We start from the raw sequence: 20,203 nt of genomic DNA, 5'->3' as shown, positions 1-20,203 counted from the left end.
TAAAAGCAAAGAAAGCTCCATTTCTTTGCTTTTTTACAATTTTCTTTAAAAAAATGAAACCTTTTTGTAACCTTATCGTAAATAATACTAAGATAACCACATAAAGTGTAAAAGAGGAATTAAAATATCTTCTCCAAATAAGGAAGGATGGATTAATGTGAACTTTTTCACTTTAATAAGTTAATGAGGTGATGCAATTGTTTTCTTTATACGTCTTATTTATTTTGTTCTTTTTAAGCCTTGGCGGCATATGGCTTTGGTTAGGAAAGAAGGGTGTATTTCAAAAAGTGGGAGAGAAAGCAGAGGAAGTAAAAGATGCATTTAAAGATAAGGAGGAAAAATAATATGTTGAAAACAGGAAAAGCAAAGCTTGGGGCCGTGCTTGTAGGGCTAGCGATTATTTTAGGTGGGGTACTTGTCATTATGTCGATTACCCAAGTTGATCAAGGTCATATTGGGGTTGTCTACAACAGATCTGGCGGGGTTGAAAAGCAAACGCTTGGTCAAGGGTGGCACTTTGTATCCCCGTGGAAGAAAGTCACGCAATATCCGGTTGCAATGGAAACGGTATCATATGAAGATGTACCACTTGCAACGAAAGATGGAAAACCGCTTGATATTGATGCAACATATAACTACGCAAACAATCCTGAGAAAGTTGTTGATATCTTTAACAAGTTTAAAGGAGCAAAACCAGAAGTGATTGAGAACACGTTCCTTCAGTCACGTATGAAAGACGCGGCATTATCTGTAACATCTAAATATACGATTCTTGAAATCTTCCAAAAGCGTGAGCAAATTAAAACAGAGATTGAGCAAGAGTTCATAAAAGATGCCAGTAAATATGGATTCGTTGTTTCAGACTTCGTTCTTGGTACACCGAAACCAGATGAAAAAACGCAAAAAGCAATTCAAAATGTTGTAGATGCACAGCAAAAGCTTGAAGCAATGAACGTTGAGAAGCAGCAAGCAGAAGTGCAAGCTGAAAAAGCAAAAGTAGAAGCACAAGGTAAGGCAGATGCTGAAATTATTAAAGCAAAAGCGGAAGCAGAAGCAAACAAAGTAGTAAGTGAGTCATTAACACCAGAAGTAATTGAAATGAAGCGTATTGAGAAATGGGATGGAGACAAAAACGTTCAAACGAAAGTTGTTGGCTCTGATTCTGACGTTATTGTTGGCGGAAGATAAGAAAGACCGAGGCTTTTGCCTCGGTTCTTTGTTTAATAGGCGTTCTGTCCCCTTTCTGAATAGCGTCCAAACCATTCATAGCGGTTTTCAGAAACCCACGTATAAAGCGGCACACCTAGCTTCTCTATGAGTGGAAGAGAAAGAAGCATACCAATTGGCCATGTAAGCGGGAGTGATTTTAAAATTTTCCGAACGGTATAAAAGCCGCTAAACAGTTCATTATCACGAGAAATCATATGAATTTCATCGTAAATATTACGCTTAGCTAAGAAGCGGAACTTTTGTTCAGATTGAATTGATTGAACAGGCATCCAATCAAGACGTTTTCCCCAATCAAGAGCTTGGACAACTTTTTTTACATTTGAACAAAGGGGACAGTCAGCATCATAAAAAACAAGATGTTTCATACTATCTACCACCTTTCATATGTAGTGCTCTTTTTCCCTTCTTCGGTATATTTTACACATCTTTTTGAAAAGGAATATTTTCTAGCATTTCTTCATAGTAATTAGGAAAAAAGAAAGAGGTGTAGTTCAAAAGTTTGGTTTCTATTTTTGAGCAAAAGGTGAACATTGACCTCTATATGTACGTTCTGTATTGAAATTATGTTATAATACGTTTAAAATATGATGGTCAATCCGAGACTATACAGGAGGTTATTAGGTTGTCCATTGCAGGAAAAAAATTAATGCTACTAGTACTTTTACTTATTTTTTTATGTTTACTAGTTTTCTATTATATGAACAACGTAGCTAACAAAACAGATGCGAAGGAGCAAGCAGAAGTTTTGCAAAGTTTGCCTGCATCTGAGAAAACAAAAGATACAAAAAATGAGCGATTTAATATTTACTACTATCAAATCACTAAAATAGATGGGAATTCATACAAGGCTAAAACAAAAGAAGGAACAAGCATTACCTTTACAACAAAGAGCCTTGAGGAACCTCTTAGTGACAAGCTTGCGGAAGGTGATATTATAAAAGCTTATTTCGACAAAAAAGTACAAACAAACGGACTTTATAAAGTAGAGAAAAGGTGAGCTCAAGTACCAGGCTCATCTTTTTTTCGTTTAGGAACATACTACCTAAAAAAGGAGGTTTACGATGAATAAGAAGCAAACCGAAGAAGAACAAAAAGAAAGAAGAGATTTGGCAAATGAACGAGGAAACGGAAATCAAGACAAGAGTCAAGACGGTTTTCGCTATGACTATGATGATTAAGCATGTTAAAAAGGCTTCCATACTTGGAGCCTTTTTAACTGTACTGCTGTAGAATAGAGAAAAAGTCTTTCACAAATTCATAAAAAAGTTGTTCAGATGGAGCAAGTTTACGATGTTTTGGAATAATCATGCCAACGGTTCTTGTCACATGTGGAAACTCAATCGGCACTTTTACCGTAAACTTTGGCACTGTTTCATACAGCGTACTTTCTGGAAGAAGTGTTACACCAATCCCTGCTGAAACAAGTCCTTTAATTGCATCAAGATCTTCTCCAACTGATGATACATTTGCTTTGAATCCCGACTGTTTACACGCATCAATCGCAAGTCTGTGCAGGACATAACCTTTTGGAAAAAGAACGAACGCATCATTGCGAAGCTGATCAAGCCGAATTCGTTCCTTGCTTGCAAGAGGATGGTTTGAAGGGAGAAGAGCTAAAATCTTCTCAGAAAACAAAATCGTTCCTTCTACATCGTTATCATCTCGTGGAACAGGTCCTAAAAAAGCTAAATCAATTTCTCGGTTTTTAACGGCATCAATTAAAAATTTATAAGAACCTTGACGAAGATGAAAGGCAACGTTCGGATGTTTTCCTTTAAAGGCGGAAATAACGGTTGGTAATGTGTGGCTTGCAAGGCTTGTTGGAAAGCCAATTTTAATTGTCCCACGTTCAGGATCAAGGTGTTCATCAATAAGCTGCTTTGCATTATCAATTGCTTTTAAGGCTGTCTCTGTGTGAGTTAAGAAAAGCTTTCCGATTGTCGTTAATTTAATGTTCCGACCCTCTCGCTCAAAAAGAGCAACCCCAAGTTCTGTCTCCAAGTTACTAATTTGCCTACTTACAGCAGACTGAGCAACATGAAGGGCAAACGCCGCCTCTGAAACGTGCTCACGCTTTGCTACTTCTACAAAATAAACAAGCTGTCTGAGCTCCATTTTATCTCCCTCCTTTAAACCTATCTCATATTGAGATCGTTTTAATCTAAATTATATATTGTTTATATCAATTTGTGAAACTACAATTAGTATTGTAACGTAATCGGCATAGAGAGAAAAAGAAATGGAGTTGGAGGAATGCCCTATGACAATAAATAAACTACCTCAAGCACAAGGTCTTTACCGCCCAGAATTCGAGCATGATGCATGTGGAATCGGTCTTTACGCACATTTAAACGGTCGTGCGTCGCATGATATCGTGGAAAAAGGGCTTCATATGCTTGATCAATTAGAGCATCGTGGTGGGCAGGGGAGTGACCCAGATACAAGTGATGGAGTTGGCATTATGGTCCAAATTCCTCACGACTTTTTTCAAAGCGTTTGTACTTTTACATTCCCTGAAAAAGGCCACTATGGAGTTGGTATGATCTTTTTCCCACAGGATGAAAAAGAGCGCGCTCACTATGAATCGGAAATTAACAGAATAGTCGAAGAAGAAGGACAACAATTATTAGGCTGGAGAACGGTGCCTGTTGACAGTACGCACATTGGACCAACAGGAAGAGAAAGTCAGCCATACGTTCGTCAAGTTTTCATTGCCAAAAATGAAAATGTTGAAGAAGGCTTACCGTTTGAGCGAAAATTGTATGTAATTCGCAAACGTGCTGAAAAAGTTGGTGAAAATACGGCGTTCTATTTTGCGAGCCTTTCAAGCCAAACGATCGTATACAAAGGGCTTATGACACCGTCTAAAGTATCTAGTTTTTATAAAGATTTAAAAGACGAGCGTTTTACATCAGGTTTTTCACTTGTTCACTCACGCTTTAGTACAAATACGTTCCCAAGCTGGGAAAGAGCGCATCCAAACCGTTATTTAATTCACAATGGTGAAATTAATACGCTTCGTGGAAACATTAACTGGATGAGAGCACGTGAGCAGCAGTTTATTTCAAAAGCATTTGGCGATGACCTAGATAAAGTAATGCCTCTTCTCGATATAAATGGAAGTGATTCTTCTATTTTAGACAATGCATTTGAATTTTTCACGCTTGCTGGCAGAAAACCTGCCCATACTGCAATGATGCTTATTCCAGAACCATGGGCACGCGATGAGAATATGGAAGATGATAAAAAAGCTTTTTACCAATATCACAGCTGTCTTATGGAGCCGTGGGATGGTCCAACGGCAGTCGTGTTTACAGATGGAAATGAAATTGGCGCTATTTTAGATCGTAACGGTCTTCGTCCTGCTCGTTATTATGTCACAAAAGATGATTATCTTATTCTTTCTTCTGAAGTTGGCGTAATTGACGTTGATCCAGAGAATGTTTTATATAAAGATCGTTTAAGTCCAGGGAAAATGCTTCTTTTAAACCTTGAAGAAGGACGAATTATCTCAGACCGTGAGCTGAAGGAAGAGATGATTTCAGAGCATCCATACCGCGAATGGTTAAACGAGCAAATGATTGAAATTAATGACTTAGAGCAAGCTGAAGTTTCAGAAAAAGTCGAAAATTTAGTTCAGTTGCAAAAAGCATTTGGTTATACGTATGAGGAAGTTTCAAAAAATATTATTCCTATGGTTACAGAAGGAAAAGATCCAATTGGGTCAATGGGACTTGATACACCGCTTGCTGTGCTTTCTAATCGTTCACATCTATTGTACAACTATTTCAAGCAGCTTTTCGCTCAAGTAACAAACCCGCCAATTGACGCAATTCGAGAAGAAATTGTGACATCAACAATGACGCTGTTAGGTCAAGAAGGCAACATTCTTCATCCTGATAAATCAGCAGCACGTCGCATTATGCTTGATGCACCATTTTTATCAAATGAAGAAGTAGCTCGTTTGAAAGAAACAAATGTGAAAGAATTTAAAACAAAAACGCTATCACTTCTTTTTAAAGAAGATATCGAAAAAGCGCTTGAAACGCTTTGTGGGGAAGTAGACAAAGCAATGGCAGAAGGAAACACAATTATTGTCTTATCAGACAGAGGCGTTGATGAGCACAATATGGCAATGCCAACGCTCCTAGCAGGAAGTGCTGTTCATCAGTATCTTGTAGAAAAGGGAACGAGAACAGCTGTAAGCTTAGTTGCAGAAACAGCAGAAGCTCGTGAAGTTCACCATTTTGCGGTTCTTATTGGTTATGGAATCGATGCAATCAATCCATACCTTGCATATGAAACACTTCGTGAAGGAATTAAAGATGGCGTTATTAAAGTTTCTTATGACAAAGCTGTTGCAACTTTCAATAACACGGCATCTGAAGGTGTTGTAAAGGTTATGTCAAAAGTAGGGGTTTCAACTGTACAAAGTTACAGAGGTGCTCAAATTTTTGAAGCAGTAGGTATCGGAGAAGATGTTATTAACCGCTACTTTACAGGTACAGCATCACAACTTAGTGGAGTTGGGCTAGATGTTATTGAACAAGAAGTGAAAATGCGTCATGAAGCAGCATTTGTTGGCAACTATAAGGATGAAACGCTTGAAGCTGGAAGTGAACTACAGTGGAGACGAAATGGTGAGCATCATGCATTCAATCCACAAACAATTCATACGCTTCAACATGCATGTCGTACAGGAAACTATGAACTTTTCAAAAAATATTCGAAAATGGCAGATGACGAACAGCTTACGTTCTTACGCAATGCCTTTTCATTTAATAAAAAGAGAAAAAGCATTTCAATTGATGAAGTAGAGTCTGTTGATTCGATTGTAAAACGATTCAAAACAGGAGCAATGTCGTTTGGATCTCTTAGTGAAGAGGCTCATTCAACATTAGCGATTGCAATGAACCGTCTTGGCGGAAAGAGTAACAGTGGAGAAGGTGGAGAAGATCCAGCACGTTTCACAAGAGACGAAAATGGAGACTACCGCCGCAGTGCAATTAAACAAGTAGCATCAGGACGATTTGGCGTAAACTCACACTATCTTGTAAATGCAGATGAGCTTCAAATCAAAATGGCACAAGGAGCAAAGCCTGGTGAAGGTGGTCAGCTTCCAGGAACAAAAGTGTATCCATGGGTAGCTGAAGTACGTGGCTCAACGCCTGGTGTTAGCTTGATTTCACCACCGCCACATCATGATATTTACTCTATTGAAGACTTAGCACAGCTTATTCATGATCTTAAAAATGCCAACTCAAAAGCACGCATTAGCGTAAAGCTTGTATCAAAAGCAGGCGTTGGAACGATTGCAGCGGGCGTTGCAAAAGCAGTTGCAGATGTTATTGTAATCAGTGGTTATGATGGAGGAACAGGTGCATCACCAAAAACAAGTATTAAGCATACAGGTCTTCCATGGGAGCTTGGCTTAACAGAAGCGCATCAAACGCTGATGATGAACAAACTTCGCAGCCGCGTTATTTTAGAAACAGATGGAAAACTGATGACAGGCCGTGATGTTGTAATGGCTGCCCTATTTGGAGCAGAAGAATACGGGTTTGCAACAGCTCCACTTGTTGTTCTTGGCTGTATTATGATGAGAGCGTGTCATCTTGACACTTGTCCTGTTGGTGTTGCAACTCAAAACCCTGAGCTTCGTAAAAAGTTTTTAGGCGACCCAGATCATATCGTAAACTTCATGCGTTTTATCGCACAAGAAGTACGCGAAATTATGGCAGAGCTTGGCTTCCGTACAGTGGAAGAAATGGTTGGTCAAACAGAAGTGCTTGAAGTGAGTGAACGTACGAAATCTCACTGGAAAGCAAAGCATCTTGATCTAACAAAGCTTCTTTATAAAGTAGAAGGAGAGCATACGCGTACAGAATATCAAAATCATAAGCTTGATCAATCACTTGACGTAGCTGAGATTTTACCAAAATGTGAGCGTGCTCTTAACGATAGAACACAAGTTGATTTAAGCTTTAATATTCGCAACGTTAACCGTGTTGTTGGAACTATTGTGGGAAGTGAAGTAACGCGTCGTTTTGGTGAGAAAGGTCTTCCAGAAGATACGATCACGCTTCGCTTTAACGGTTCAGCAGGTCAAAGTTTCGGAGCATTTGTTCCAAAAGGGATGACACTGAACTTACAAGGAGATGCAAACGACTACGTTGGAAAAGGACTTTCAGGTGGTAAAATTATCGTTCGCGCTCCTGAAGTAAAAGCTCAGGCGCCAGAAGACAATGTTATTGCTGGAAATGTTTCACTTATTGGAGCAACAGCTGGTGAAGCATATATTGAAGGGCGCGCTGGGGAACGCTTCTGTGTTCGTAACAGCGGAGCACACGCTGTTGTTGAAGGTGTTGGAGATCATGGCTGTGAGTACATGACAGGAGGCCGCGCTGTTATTATTGGAGCTGTTGGTAAAAACTTCGGCGCTGGAATGTCAGGTGGCGTTGCGTATGTTCTTCCAGATGATGTTGAGCACTTTGATCAAACGGCAAATAAAGAAATGGTGTATTTTGAAACTCTTCAAGATGAAGAAGACATTAAAGAACTAAAAGCAATGTTAACAAAACATATGAACTATACAGGAAGTGTGAAAGCAACACAAATTTTAGCTCATTGGGAAGAGTCTGTTGCAAAGTTTGTGAAAGTCATTCCGAAAGATTACAAACGCATGCTACAAACAATTGAAGCAATGAAAGCGTCTGGAATGGAAAAAGATGAAGCAGTTATGGCTGCCTTTAAAGCAAACTCATCAAACAAATCTGAAAAAGTAGATGAGACTCTTCAAACAATCGGATCTTAATAAAGGGGGCGAACGGTTATGGGAAAAGCAACAGGATTTATGGAGTATGATCGGGAAGCACCAAAACAGCGCGACCCTAAAAAACGCACAGGAGATTGGAAAGAGTACGCCAACTCATTTACAGATGAACAGTTGAGTCGTCAAGGCGCTCGATGTATGGATTGCGGCACACCATTTTGCCAAATGGGAACTGAAATAAATGGGATGACAGCAGGCTGTCCTATTCATAACTTAATTCCAGAGTGGAATGATCTTGTGTACCGCGGTAGATGGAAAGAAGCATTAAACAGACTTCTAAAAACAAATAATTTTCCAGAGTTCACAGGGCGCGTTTGTCCAGCGCCTTGTGAAGGCTCTTGTACAGTTTCAATCAATGATCCAGCCGTTGCGATTAAAAATATCGAGCGCTCAATCATTGATAAAGGCTTCCAAGAAGGGTGGATTACACCACGTATTCCAAGCGAGCGTACAGGAAAAAGAGTTGCTGTTGTTGGATCAGGTCCAGCAGGATTAGCAGCGGCTGACCAGCTTAACCAAGTTGGTCATACTGTTACAGTATATGAACGTGCAGATCGTATCGGCGGCCTTTTAATATACGGTATCCCAAGCATGAAGCTTGAAAAGGAAGTTGTAGAACGTCGCGTTAACTTACTTCGCCAAGAAGGCATTGATTTTGTGACAAATACAGAGATCGGGAAAGACATTACAGCAGAGCAGCTGAAAGAAGAATATGATGCTGTTATTCTCTGTACGGGAGCGCAAAAACAGCGTGATCTTGTAATGGAAGGACGCGAATTAAAAGGAGTTCATCTTGCAATGGACTACTTAACACATTCAACAAAGCAAGTGTTAAACGGTTCAGATTTTGATGAAGCCTTTGATGCAAAAGGAAAAGACGTTATTGTAATCGGTGGCGGGGATACTGGTGCTGACTGTATCGCAACAGCTGTGCGTCAAGGCTGTAATAGCTTAGCTCAGTTTGGTAAACATCCAATTTTACCAAATGATCGCTCACTTGATAATCCGTGGCCACAATCACCGCTTACATTTGCGCTTGATTATGCTCATGAAGAAGCACAAGCATCTCTAGGAAAAGATCCTCGTGAATATCTCATCCAAACGAAAAAGTTTGTGGGAGATGAAGAAGGCAACTTAAAAGAAGTGCATACAGTGGCAATGGAGAAAGTAATTGAAAACGGAAAATTTGTTTTCAATGAAATTCCAGGAACTGAAAAAGTATGGCCTGCACAGCTTGTATTCGTTGCAATTGGATTTGAAGGAACAGAAATGCCGCTTCTTTCTCAATTTGGAGTAGAAGTTGAACGTAACCGTGTTAAAGCAGAATACGGCACATATGAGACAAACGTTGATGGCGTTTTTGCTGCAGGTGATGCACGTCGTGGTCAAAGTTTAATTGTTTGGGCAATTAATGAAGGACGTGGCGTAGCGAAGAGCGTTGATCATTATTTGATGGGCGTTACAAACTTACCTGTCTAATGGGAGTGTTTTAAGGGTTAAATAAAAGGGGTTCACATATAGAGAAGAAAGCAGAGCAGTAAGGGGATTGCTCTGCTTTTTCGCGTTGTTGTGATACGATAAATGTAAGGGGGAACTGAAATGAATATTCTATGGGATTTTGATGGAACCATTTTTGATACATATCCGACTATTGTTCCGACTTTTAAACGTTTAATAAACGATAAGCATGTAAGCGATGAAGAAGTGCTCGAAAAATTAAAAGTATCTTCGCTTCATGCAATGGACTATTTTGGGGTTGGAAAAGAGGAGTTTGATAAAATATTTCATCAACAAGAAAGCGAGCTTGACGTTCGAGAAAAGCCTCCGTTTGCTCACGTTGAAGAGGTGCTAAAGGCCGCTTCTTGTAACGTTATTGTGACTCATAAAGCTAAAAAGTCAGCAGTGGATATTTTAACACACTACAAGTTAAAGCATTACTTTACAGAGATTATTACACTTGATGACGGCTATAATCGAAAGCCAGATCCTCAATCATACCGTTATTTACATAACTTATATCATATTGATTTAGTGATTGGCGATCGTGAACTTGATCTTCAGCCAGGGCGAGAAATTGGGATTAAGACATGTGCGTTCCAAAACGCTTATCTTGAAGCAGATTTTCATATTCAAGATTATCAGCAATTTTTCACGAGAGTTATGCCACACTTATAAGGTTATGTTAGAAAACCTCACATATACAGAGAAATCCTTGTTAGGGTTTGTTATAGTAGATATAACAAAGAGCCAGGGGGAATCAAAATGGAACAAATTACGATTCAGTCAATTTTGATTTATCGGTTAATAAGTAAGGGGATTTATCAAGGACAAAGTGGAAAAAATCTTCATCATCTTGAAGAAGAAGAGCTTCAGAAACTATTAGCTAGAAATGAAGAACAAGAAAAGTGCTTTTCTTAAACTCGTTTGTTTAAAACAAACGAGTTTTTTGTGGTTGAAAATAAAATGATGCATATATAAATAAGAAAACAGTTGTGGATATATTAAAGAATATGGACAAAAAGGTCTAAAAGATAAACATTACTTTCTACCTACCGATAAACAAAATGTCATGTTCCTATTTTGTTTTTAGAGGAGAGAAAATCTTATGTTGATCATGCTTATTGTAAATCTTTTTGTTTCGCTTTTTCATCCTATTGAACTGGATTCCGGAACAAAAGCCATCTCTCAAAACTCAGGAGGGTATGAGAGCTATGAGCAGTTAAAAGAGGTAGAGAAAGAAGGAGTTGATTACCGCATTCGCTACGAAAACAGAGATACAAGTATTGCTGTTTTTGCGATTCACGGTGGGCGAATTGAAATTGGTACATCAGAAGTTGTTGAAGGTTTAGTCTCAAGAGGTAACTATTCTTACTATATGTTTGAAGGAATTAAATCACAAGATAATGGAATTCTTCATATTACATCGGTGAAATTTGATGAGCCTATCGCAAGAACACTTGCAAGGCATTCTCAAACAATGATTTCTTTACACGGCTTTTCAAGTGAGGAAAAAATTATATATGTGGGAGGAAGGAATGAGCTATATAAATACGAAGTAAAGAAAGCGCTTACTAAATATGGATTCCGTACTGAAGAACCTAGAGCAGATCTAAGAGGAGAAGAACCTAAAAATATCGTAAATGATACGCTATTAAAACAAGGTGTTCAGCTTGAGATTTCTTCTTCTGTCAGACGTTCTTTTTTTGAAAATAACGATTGGTCGAGAGGAAATATTGAAAATAAAAGTACTGTTTATTATAAATTCATTGATGCATTAGAAGAAGCATCCTCTGAATATAGTAAGAACCTTTAAAAGGATAAAATGTATTTTAATTCCATATAAAACGCTTTCTAAAGAGAAAATTTGTGCAAAACTATTGCAACATGCTTAAAAACCTGATACATTAGAGATAATTATTTTTGTTCGCTATATGTATGGATAGAATAAACATTTCGAAAAAAGTTTTTGTCTTGAAGTATTATATGTGGCAAGGGCAAGAATAGTAATATATTTGTACACATATGTTGTGCAGTAGGAGGAAATAACATGTTACAAGGTAAAGTAAAATGGTTTAATGCAGAAAAAGGTTTCGGTTTCATCGAAGTTGAAGGTCAAGACGATGTATTCGTTCACTTCTCTGCTATTCAAGGCGAAGGCTTCAAAACTTTAGAAGAAGGTCAAGAAGTTTCTTTCGAAATCGTTGAAGGTAACCGTGGACCACAAGCAGCTAACGTTCAAAAGTAAGCTGTTTTAATGATATAAAAGCTGTCGAGAAATTTTCTCGGCAGCTTTTTCGTGTTTTAAAGGGGATAAACTTTCTTGGCTGTTCATATAGTAGATAAAAAGCGGACAGGCAGGAGCTGAAAAGCGGTTGGAAACTTTGTTAACACTCGTTGAGATTGTGTTTATAAACCTTATTTTAAGCGGGGATAATGCTCTTATTATTGGAATGGCAAGCCGCCATTTATCAGACGTGCAGCGGCGCAAAGTGTTTATTTACGGAACGTGCGGAATTAGTATCATTTACGTTGTTTTAGCAAGCTTAGCAAGCGTCCTCCTTCATTTCCCTTTTATGAAGTTAGTAGGGGGGATTCTACTTATTGTTACAGCTGTGAAATTGTTAACATCAGCAGAACAGATGGACGATGGAGAAGATAAAAAAAGTAAGACAGTCAGAAAAGCACTTTTTGTGATTTTGCTTTCTAACGTTGTTATTGGGTTAGATAACGTATTGTCCATTACAATGCTTGCAAAAGGTAATTTTCCTCTTATGATTGGATCTATTATGATTAGCATTGTTTTTCTTGTGTGGGGAAGTACTCACATTGCTCAGCTTATGGGAAGCTATCCATTACTCATTACAGCAGGATCTCTTATTTTAACGTATAGTGCAACAATGATGATGGTAAGTGATCCTTTCTTGGTTACCTTTTTTATTCAGCTGCCGTTCTTAAAAACAATACTTCCGACCATTTTTACCATTAGTGTGCTTTGTTTTAATATCTTATATGTGTTGAAGAAGAAGTTTATTTACTTTCGTACATAAAAAAGCTTGTAGCACTGTGCTACAAGCTTTTTTATTTATTGCTGTTGAGCTAATTTCTTTTGTACATCAGGATCTGCTAAATATTCATCATATGTCATTTCTTTATCAACAAGACCGTTTGGCGTTAATTCAATAATGCGGTTTGCAATTGTTTGAATAAACTGATGGTCATGTGAAGCGAAAATAAGCGATCCTTTGAAGTTAATAAGTCCGTTATTTAATGATGTAATAGATTCAAGGTCTAAGTGGTTTGTTGGTTCATCAAGCAGTAGAACGTTCGCATTGCTTAGCATCATTTTAGAAAGCATACAGCGAACTTTTTCTCCTCCTGAAAGAACGCTAGCTTTCTTCATCGCTTCTTCACCAGAGAAGAGCATACGACCTAAGAATCCACGTAGGAATGTTTCTGTTTGGTCATCTGGTGAGTATTGACGAAGCCAGTCAACAAGCGTTAAATCATTTCCTTCAAAATAAGGCGCATTGTCTTTCGGGAAGTAAGATTGAGAAGTTGTAATTCCCCATTTGAACGTTCCTTCATCAGCTTCCATTTCACCTGTTAGAATTTTGAAAAGCGTTGTTTTAGCAAGTTCATTATGACCAACAAGCGCAATTTTATCGTCTTTGTTCATAATAAAGCTTACGTTGTTTAACACTTTCACACCATCAATTGTTTTAGATAGACCTTCTACACGTAAAAGGTCATTTCCGATTTCACGCTCTGGTGTAAATTGAACGTAAGGATAGCGGCGAGAAGATGGCTGAATGTCATCAAGCGTGATTTTCTCAAGCATTTTCTTACGAGATGTTGCTTGTTTCGATTTCGATGCATTAGCGCTAAAACGAGCAACGAAATTTTGAAGCTCTTTAATTTTTTCTTCTTTTTTCTTATTTGCTTCTTGCGTTAATTTTGCTGCAAGCTGACTTGATTCATACCAGAAGTCGTAGTTTCCAACATAGATTTGAATTTTTGCAAAGTCAAGATCTGCGATATGTGTACAAACTTGGTTTAAGAAGTGACGGTCATGGGAAACAACGATAACGGTATTTTCAAAGTTAATAAGAAAGTCTTCAAGCCATTGAATAGCCTTAATATCAAGATGGTTTGTAGGCTCATCAAGAAGAAGAACGTCAGGTTTGCCAAATAGAGCTTGAGCTAATAAGACTTTTACTTTTTCAGCTCCTGTAAGGTCTTCCATTTTCTTTGTATGAAGATCTTCAGAAATGCCAAGTCCTTTTAAAAGGATTGCTGCTTCTGATTCTGCTTCCCAACCGTTAAGCTCAGCAAATTCCCCTTCAAGTTCAGCTGCTTTAATGCCGTCTTCATCAGAGAAGTCTTCTTTCATATAAATAGCATCTTTTTCTTTCATAATTTGATACAGACGCTCATGTCCCATAATAACAACTTGAAGAACTTCATGTTCTTCATATTCAAAGTGATTCTGCTTAAGAACAGCTAAGCGTTCACCTGGATTCATATGAACATCGCCAGTTTGGGCTTCAAGTTCACCAGATAAAATCTTCAAGAAAGTAGATTTTCCAGCTCCGTTAGCCCCAATTAGCCCGTAGCAGTTTCCTGGCGTAAATTTAATCGTAACATCTTCAAATAACTTGCGATCACCAAAGCGCAAGCCAATATTATTTACTGATAACATAGGATTCCTCCAATTTTAATCTCTACTATGCACAAAGGAAGTATAGCACAAGAAAGGGCATTGAAGCTAGTAGCATTGAACGATAAGAAGGGAATGTATGAAGGAAGAACAGCATGGTACCTCATTTTTTTCTCTTTTAGGTATTATTGCACGGGATATGAAGGAGATGAGAAAGGCTTTATAGGATGGTAAATCAGTTGAAAGAACTATTAATCTCATAAGAAAAAAGGGGAAAAGCAACGATTTCAGTGTCTGGTGTTAGTAAATAAGAAACGAAAAACAATATATTTTTAATTAAACTATGTTCTAAAAGACTAATATAAAATAAAAATATAAAAGCTGGGCAATTTACCCAGCTTTTATTAGTTTGTAACAGAATGTTTTGCTATTTTCTCTTCTAAACGTTCACCCTTACGCGCAATTTGGAAAAATGAAAAGAGCGCAATGATAGTAGAAGTAAAAATAATTGCTCCCATTGGGATTGCAGTACTTTCATCAAGACCAACGAGCGGAGCAACGCAAGCACCAATAAATAAAGGCATCATCCCTAGAAGGGCACTAGCACTTCCTGCGCGATGTCCTTGTTTATTAATAGCAAGTGAAAAGGACGTTGTTGTAATCATTCCCATTGTAATCATATACACAAAGATAGACCCAACAATCATAAATAACGGACCTTTTACAATGGTCATAATCAGTAGTACGGTTGTCGCGACAGATGCAATAAGTAAAGCAGTGCGAAGAATAGTTTGCTCACGAATCTTTCCGGCGCAGCGACCAACGATAAATGTTCCCGTAATAATGGCTATACCATTCACGCCAAAAAGTAAACTAAACGTTTGTGGAGAAACGTTATAAATGCCTTGATATACAAAAGGAGTTCCTGATACATAAGCAAAGCTTCCTCCGTGAGCAAAACCAAGCGTTAGGGCATATCCGATGAACGAGCGCTCTCTTGATAAACTGCCAAATGTTTGGAAAGTTTTCTTTAGTGATGTTTTCGTGCGTTTTTCAACAGGTAAACTTTCTTTTAATCTCCAAGATGTGAAGCTTACAATAATTAATCCAAGTAAACTTAAAAAGAAGAAAATAAAGTTCCAGTGAGCGTTAGGGAGTAATAAAATAGCTCCACCTGCAACAGGAGCAAGCATTGGCGCCATTGCATTCATTACCATTAAAAGGGCAAAGAATTTTGTTAAATCAGGACCGCTAAATACGTCACGAACAACGGCACGAGACGCAACAATTCCACCTGCAGCTGTAAAACCTTGAAGAAAACGTCCAATGATTAACACAACAATGTTTGGAGCGAAGGCGCAAAGAAGAGAAGCTAAAATAAATAAGATAATAGAAACAACCATGGGTCTTTTACGCCCAAGCGCATCGCTAATTGGTCCAACAACGAGCTGTCCGACTGCAAGACCGATCAGACAGGTTGTTAGGCTCAATTGAACAAGAGATGCATTTGTATCCAAATCCTTCACAATGTCAGGAAAGCTTGGAAGATACATATCGATGTTAAGAGGGCCGAGTATTGCTAATAAGCTAAGTAAAGCCGCTAATGCAAAGCGTTCTTTACCTGTAGGGTTTTGTGTCATTGCGTAAACAACCTTTCTAAAAGACTATTAATTTGTTTTTCGCTAAAAAACAGATAATCCAATTCTACATGACAGATGCTTCACTGTCTAATGGATATGACCCATTTTGAAAACTAGAAATGATGTTTTACAGATGATGCGAATAAGTTGATTTTTTGAAATGAATAAGTTAAACTAATGGAGTTAAATCGTAATGATTACGTTTTGTGTAGAGTATTTTATTTTTGAAAGGAGAATATTATGGCTAAAAAATCAAAAGTAGTAAAAGAACTAAAGCGTCAAGAAATGGTTGAAAAATACGCAGAGCTTCGCAAAGAACTAAAAGAAAAAGGGGATTATGAGGCTCTTAAGAAACTTCCTCGTGATTCTTCGCCAACTCGTTTGAACAATCGCTGCCAAGTAACAGGAAGACCTCGCGGATACTTGCGCAAATTTAAAATGTCACGCATTGCATTTAGAGAGCTTGCTTATAAAGGTCAGGTTCCTGGTGTTAAGAAATCAAGCTGGTAAAAGAGAGCTATTAAAGCTCTCTTTTATTTTAATTGAAGAATAGATTACGTTAAGATGATAAAGGGAAAGAAAAAGAAAAGAAATACATAGGAGGAATCAAAAGATGAATTTACAAGGAAAAGTAGCGATTATTACAGGCGCAAGCAGTGGTATTGGAGAAGCAATTGCTCTACAGCTTGCTGAACAAGGAGTTCAAGTTGTTTTATCCGCTCGTCGTGTAGAACGGTTAGAAAATTTAGCTCGTAAAATTGAAGAAAAAAGCAATGCTCTTGTTGTGCAAGCTGATGTAACGAAAAAAGAAGAAGTAGAAAATGTGGTGACCAAAGCTCAAGAAGCGTTTGGGCGAATTGACTTTCTCATTAATAACGCAGGGGTTATGTATCGTTCATTCTTAAAAAACGATCAGGTGGAAGAATGGGAGAAAATGATTGATGTGAATATTAAAGGAGTCCTATATGGGATTCATGCTGTGCTTCCGAAGTTGATTGCACAAGGAAGCGGTCATATTGTTAACGTTTCTTCTGTAGCAGGGCATGAAATATCACGTTCAAACGTTGTGTACGGGGCAACAAAATATGCCGTACGGGCGCTATCAATGGGAATGGAGAAAGAACTAGCAAAAACAGGCGTACGCGTTACAAACGTTTCGCCAGGCATGGTTGAAACGGAACTATCAGGCCATACAACAGATGAAGAAGTATTAGAAATAAGTAGAAATCATCAAAGTACTGTCAATCCATTAGAACCAGGGGACATTGCAAGAGCCGTTTCTTTCGCTTTATCACAGCCGGAAAATGTGAATGTAAATGAAGTAACTGTTCGACCAATGCATCATAAACAATAATTACCTTCTCCTAGTCCAAGCGACTAGGAGTTTTTTTGTGGTAAACTGATTTCAAGAAAATGAGCAAAGGAGTTAGAGAATGATTACAGGCGCAAGCTTAGATGAAACAAGAGTGTACCGTTACTCCCTTTGGCGTATTTGGGACGAAACGAAGCCAAGGGTTGTCTTTATTATGCTTAATCCAAGCACAGAAGGAGAAACAAAAGATAATCCCACTGTTAGAAGATGTATTGCATTTGCAAAGGAATGGGGATATGGTTCTCTTGAAGTTGTCAACTTATTTTCCTACCGAGCAAGCACACCTGAAATGTTGAAAAAAGCAAAGGAACCTGTTGGGGTAAGTAACGAACAATTTTTGCTGCAAGCTGCTAATCGAGCAGAGCGTATTGTTCTTGCATGGGGAATACATGGAGCTTTTTTGAAGCAAAATGAAAAAGTCCTAACCCTTTTAAAATCTTATCCTCTCTACGCGCTTGGGGTTACAAAAGAGCGCCATCCAAGACATCCGCTTTTCATGAAGAAGTCCGCTAAACCTTTCCTGTATAATTCATAGAAAAAAAGCACGAGAAATTCGTGCTTTTTAAGAGAGAAATTCAGCTTCAATTGATTTTGTAAAAGCATCAAATGCTTTTGTAATTAGTCCGTCCTTTCGATAAATAAAAATGGTTTGAAAGGAAGAAGCAGAAAGCTCATGATAGTGAAGATATCCATCATTCCGATGATAGTCTGCAAGAGATTTAGTTAATACAGAGAACCCGAGTCCTGCTTTTACACAGCTAATAATTGCTTCTAATGTATTAAACTCCATCGTTCTTGCAGGTTTAATTCCATTTCCATTTAGCCATTCATGAATACGAGCGTGATGAACATAGTTTGGGCGAGTTAAAAGAGTTTGATGACTTGGATTTGTTTCATTAAAAGGTTCTTCACTGTTTGTAATGATAACGAGCTTTTCATTTAATACAGGAAGAGTTTCAACTTCAATATGATGCACAGGACCTACAACAAAAGAGCCGTCAAGTTCGTGAGAAAGAACGCTTTCAACTAAGTTTTCGGTTGAATCAACTTGCAGAGAAAGATGAACATCAGGATATTGCATGCTAAACGTTGTCAAAAGTGGGGGAAGGTGCACAAGAGCCGTTGTTTCATTAGCTCCAATTGTTAAATGACCTGCTGGACTGTCTTCTTCTTTTAATAACGTTTCCGTTTCTTCTACAAGCCGCAAAATTTCTTCTCCTTTTTTTAGAAGAAGTCTTCCTTTTGAAGTGAGCGTAATTCCTTTTGAGTGACGATAAAATAGTGTAGCTCCTAGAGACTGTTCTAATTTCTTCATCCGAGTGGTAATATTCGACTGAACGTAACAAAGCTTTTCAGCTGTTTTTGTGACGTTGCCTTCTTCAGCAAGTGTTTTAAAAATAAGTAAATCTTTAAATTCCATTTGTTGTTGGACTCCCATCAAAAAAAATGATGACTTTTGTTAATTTTAATCATTTTATTTTATTACATATTTATAATAAGATAAAGATGTCAAACAAAACAAGCAAAAAAGTCAAATTACAACTCTTTTTTACAATGTAACAAAGCGGTAGCAAGACTTTCCCTTATTTTGTTTAACCCTCTTTACTCTTGTAAAGAATTTCCCCTTTTTCTTTATGCTCTTCACGGCGGTGAATGCCTTTTTCTTTATGCTCTTTTATACATTTGACGGAGTTTGTTGATATGTGCTTGATGATAACGATTATGATCTGCCATATGCCAAAGTCCCCATCTAATTGTTGCTTTTTCGCCTTTTTCATATGAAACAACCTTTGTTAAATTTTCATCTTTTAACGTAACACAAACTTCCTTTAATTTTTGGTGAACAGCGTCTAGTTGTTGAAGAAGAAAGGAGAGAGAAGATCCTTCAGCAGAGGGGAGATTCCCTTTTTCGTCTAACTCAGGTCCGTACTCTTTCTCTAGCTCTGGAGGAACAAGAGTACCCTTCAATCTATACACCCACCTTAGATCAACATATGCAATATGTTTTAAAAGCTCTGCAATACTATTTTCATCATGGTCTTTTCCTTTGAAATGAATTTCAGCTTCGCTTGCATCTCCAACACTTTCTTTAAGACGGAGGACATTTTCTGACACTGTACTATAGAGAATGCCTGTAATGATATCCATATTAGGTGTTGATAAATCTTTCACTTTACGTTCTCCTTTCTTTTAGCAGTTCTAGAGAGAATTTTAACCATTCGACAAAAAAAGCAGGAATTTCATTTTTTTATTTAGAAGATTATTATAATTTAAATTTCCAAAAGTGAGAACCTTTATGAAATACAGCAATTAAGATGAACATTGAGTTCCAAAATAGTTTAAGTAAAGTGTTAAAAAAGTCAAACTGTGCCACATAAACCAAAAAGCAGGAAGCATATTCAAAGCTTCCTGCTTTTTGGTTTATGTGAATTTTTCTTGGCTTTCTTTATCATTAAACCACCCATGATGGTGAACAGAAGGGAAACAATCACACCGTTTTTACTCTGCTGTGCTATAAGGAAGTAAAGGGCGGAGATCGCCATAATAATGGTAAAAAGAATTGCCATAATAAATTCATTTTTCGAAGGCTTGTTTTTCATTATAAATCCGTCCTTTTTATGTATAATCATTTGTTCTTACACTATTCTTTTCCCTATTTTATAGGAGGATGAAACATTAGTGAGAAAAGAACAATAAAAAGTAACTGGAAACCATGGTTATTATTGTATGAAAGGGTAGAGGAAGTTTGTTATCGTAGAATAAAGGAGGAGATATGCATGACAGAAAAAAACTTTCAACGATGTTGAAAATCATTTAGATAAAGTGACAGGAAATCTATACAAAGGAAGTCATAAAAACACTCCAAAAGGCATTAAAATGATTGGGTACGTTATAATTGCCTTTTTTGTTGTATTATTTGTAGCAACAATCATTGGTTTTTTTTAAATTAGTTAGAAAGCTAGGGGAAAATC

20 protein-coding genes are annotated in these 20,203 nt (G+C 37.7%); 13 read left to right on the top strand and 7 right to left on the bottom strand.

The genetic code is table 11. From position 1 onward, the window contains the following. Positions 1 to 197: 197 nt before the first annotated feature. Positions 198 to 344 carry a hypothetical protein gene (locus MOC86_RS18840; protein WP_172461076.1) on the top strand — a complete coding sequence of 49 codons (147 nt, stop codon included), beginning with the start codon at positions 198 to 200 and terminating at the stop codon, positions 342 to 344. A gap of 1 nt (position 345) precedes the next feature. Then, a complete protein-coding gene (locus MOC86_RS18835) occupies positions 346 to 1,188 on the top strand; it encodes a prohibitin family protein (protein ID WP_268585522.1) in 843 nt (280 codons plus the stop codon). A 32-nt stretch (positions 1,189 to 1,220) separates the two neighbouring features. Here the strand turns inward: MOC86_RS18835 and MOC86_RS18830 are convergent, their stop codons facing one another. Continuing rightward, positions 1,221 to 1,595 (bottom strand): thiol-disulfide oxidoreductase DCC family protein, encoded by a 375-nt coding sequence (locus tag MOC86_RS18830; RefSeq protein ID WP_268585521.1) that lies wholly within the window; start codon positions 1,593 to 1,595, stop codon positions 1,221 to 1,223. Between the two features lie 257 nt (positions 1,596 to 1,852). On the opposite strand from MOC86_RS18830, the gene MOC86_RS18825 reads away from it, so the two are divergent. Beyond that, positions 1,853 to 2,227 (top strand): hypothetical protein, encoded by a 375-nt coding sequence (locus MOC86_RS18825; RefSeq protein ID WP_268585520.1) that lies wholly within the window; start codon positions 1,853 to 1,855, stop codon positions 2,225 to 2,227. 215 nt (positions 2,228 to 2,442) lie between these two features. Here the strand turns inward: MOC86_RS18825 and MOC86_RS18820 are convergent, their stop codons facing one another. Further along, positions 2,443 to 3,345, bottom strand: a complete 903-nt coding sequence (locus MOC86_RS18820) for a LysR family transcriptional regulator (protein ID WP_268585519.1) — start codon at positions 3,343 to 3,345, stop codon at positions 2,443 to 2,445. Between the two features lie 145 nt (positions 3,346 to 3,490). Here MOC86_RS18820 and gltB point away from each other — a divergent pair, with 145 nt between their 5' ends. The 7 genes from gltB to MOC86_RS18785 all read left to right on the top strand — a co-directional run bounded on the left by gltB (position 3,491) and on the right by MOC86_RS18785 (position 12,609). Beyond that, positions 3,491 to 8,044 carry a glutamate synthase large subunit gene (gltB, locus tag MOC86_RS18815; RefSeq protein WP_268585518.1) on the top strand — a complete coding sequence of 1,518 codons (4,554 nt, stop codon included), beginning with the start codon at positions 3,491 to 3,493 and terminating at the stop codon, positions 8,042 to 8,044. 18 nt (positions 8,045 to 8,062) lie between these two features. After that, entirely contained in the window at positions 8,063 to 9,541 is a 1,479-nt protein-coding gene (locus MOC86_RS18810) for a glutamate synthase subunit beta (protein ID WP_268585517.1), read from the top strand. Positions 9,542 to 9,661: 120 nt separating this feature from the next. Then, positions 9,662 to 10,237, top strand: coding sequence for an HAD-IA family hydrolase (locus tag MOC86_RS18805; RefSeq protein ID WP_268585515.1), 576 nt, complete (start codon positions 9,662 to 9,664; stop codon positions 10,235 to 10,237). 87 nt (positions 10,238 to 10,324) lie between these two features. Beyond that, the gene (locus MOC86_RS18800) at positions 10,325 to 10,480 is read left to right on the top strand and encodes a hypothetical protein (protein ID WP_019393412.1); all 156 of its coding nucleotides are present in this window, start codon (positions 10,325 to 10,327) and stop codon (positions 10,478 to 10,480) included. 187 nt (positions 10,481 to 10,667) lie between these two features. Then, the gene (locus tag MOC86_RS18795; protein WP_268585514.1) at positions 10,668 to 11,375 is read left to right on the top strand and encodes a poly-gamma-glutamate hydrolase family protein; all 708 of its coding nucleotides are present in this window, start codon (positions 10,668 to 10,670) and stop codon (positions 11,373 to 11,375) included. 234 nt (positions 11,376 to 11,609) lie between these two features. Then, the gene (gene cspD, locus MOC86_RS18790; protein WP_019393414.1) at positions 11,610 to 11,807 is read left to right on the top strand and encodes a cold-shock protein CspD; all 198 of its coding nucleotides are present in this window, start codon (positions 11,610 to 11,612) and stop codon (positions 11,805 to 11,807) included. A 127-nt stretch (positions 11,808 to 11,934) separates the two neighbouring features. Then, positions 11,935 to 12,609 (top strand): YjbE family putative metal transport protein, encoded by a 675-nt coding sequence (locus tag MOC86_RS18785; RefSeq protein ID WP_268585513.1) that lies wholly within the window; start codon positions 11,935 to 11,937, stop codon positions 12,607 to 12,609. A gap of 35 nt (positions 12,610 to 12,644) precedes the next feature. Here the strand turns inward: MOC86_RS18785 and MOC86_RS18780 are convergent, their stop codons facing one another. Next, positions 12,645 to 14,261 carry an ABC-F family ATP-binding cassette domain-containing protein gene (locus tag MOC86_RS18780; RefSeq protein ID WP_019393416.1) on the bottom strand — a complete coding sequence of 539 codons (1,617 nt, stop codon included), beginning with the start codon at positions 14,259 to 14,261 and terminating at the stop codon, positions 12,645 to 12,647. A 362-nt stretch (positions 14,262 to 14,623) separates the two neighbouring features. Further along, the gene (locus tag MOC86_RS18775) at positions 14,624 to 15,859 is read right to left on the bottom strand and encodes a Bcr/CflA family efflux MFS transporter (RefSeq protein ID WP_268585512.1); all 1,236 of its coding nucleotides are present in this window, start codon (positions 15,857 to 15,859) and stop codon (positions 14,624 to 14,626) included. A 240-nt stretch (positions 15,860 to 16,099) separates the two neighbouring features. Here MOC86_RS18775 and rpsN point away from each other — a divergent pair, with 240 nt between their 5' ends. From rpsN to MOC86_RS18760, 3 genes are all read left to right on the top strand, one after another. Further along, positions 16,100 to 16,369, top strand: a complete 270-nt coding sequence (gene rpsN / locus MOC86_RS18770) for a 30S ribosomal protein S14 (RefSeq protein ID WP_040058093.1) — start codon at positions 16,100 to 16,102, stop codon at positions 16,367 to 16,369. 103 nt (positions 16,370 to 16,472) lie between these two features. Continuing rightward, the gene (locus MOC86_RS18765; RefSeq protein ID WP_268585509.1) at positions 16,473 to 17,213 is read left to right on the top strand and encodes an SDR family oxidoreductase; all 741 of its coding nucleotides are present in this window, start codon (positions 16,473 to 16,475) and stop codon (positions 17,211 to 17,213) included. 79 nt (positions 17,214 to 17,292) lie between these two features. After that, positions 17,293 to 17,766, top strand: coding sequence for a DUF1643 domain-containing protein (locus MOC86_RS18760; protein WP_268585507.1), 474 nt, complete (start codon positions 17,293 to 17,295; stop codon positions 17,764 to 17,766). 27 nt (positions 17,767 to 17,793) lie between these two features. Here MOC86_RS18760 and MOC86_RS18755 read toward each other — a convergent pair whose 3' ends face one another. The 3 genes from MOC86_RS18755 to MOC86_RS18745 all read right to left on the bottom strand — a co-directional run bounded on the left by MOC86_RS18755 (position 17,794) and on the right by MOC86_RS18745 (position 19,831). Then, positions 17,794 to 18,651 (bottom strand): LysR family transcriptional regulator, encoded by an 858-nt coding sequence (locus tag MOC86_RS18755; RefSeq protein ID WP_268585506.1) that lies wholly within the window; start codon positions 18,649 to 18,651, stop codon positions 17,794 to 17,796. A gap of 245 nt (positions 18,652 to 18,896) precedes the next feature. Beyond that, positions 18,897 to 19,403, bottom strand: a complete 507-nt coding sequence (locus MOC86_RS18750; RefSeq protein ID WP_419146658.1) for a DinB family protein — start codon at positions 19,401 to 19,403, stop codon at positions 18,897 to 18,899. Positions 19,404 to 19,630: 227 nt separating this feature from the next. After that, complete coding sequence (locus MOC86_RS18745; RefSeq protein WP_268585505.1) at positions 19,631 to 19,831, bottom strand: hypothetical protein; 201 nt, start codon at positions 19,829 to 19,831, stop codon at positions 19,631 to 19,633. Positions 19,832 to 20,203 lie beyond the last annotated feature (372 nt).

Origin of the sequence: Priestia endophytica, assembly GCF_026790145.1 — a bacterium.
GTDB lineage: Bacteria > Bacillota > Bacilli > Bacillales > Bacillaceae_H > Bacillus_I > Bacillus_I endophytica_A.
This window is presented reverse-complemented; position numbering and strand designations above follow the sequence as displayed.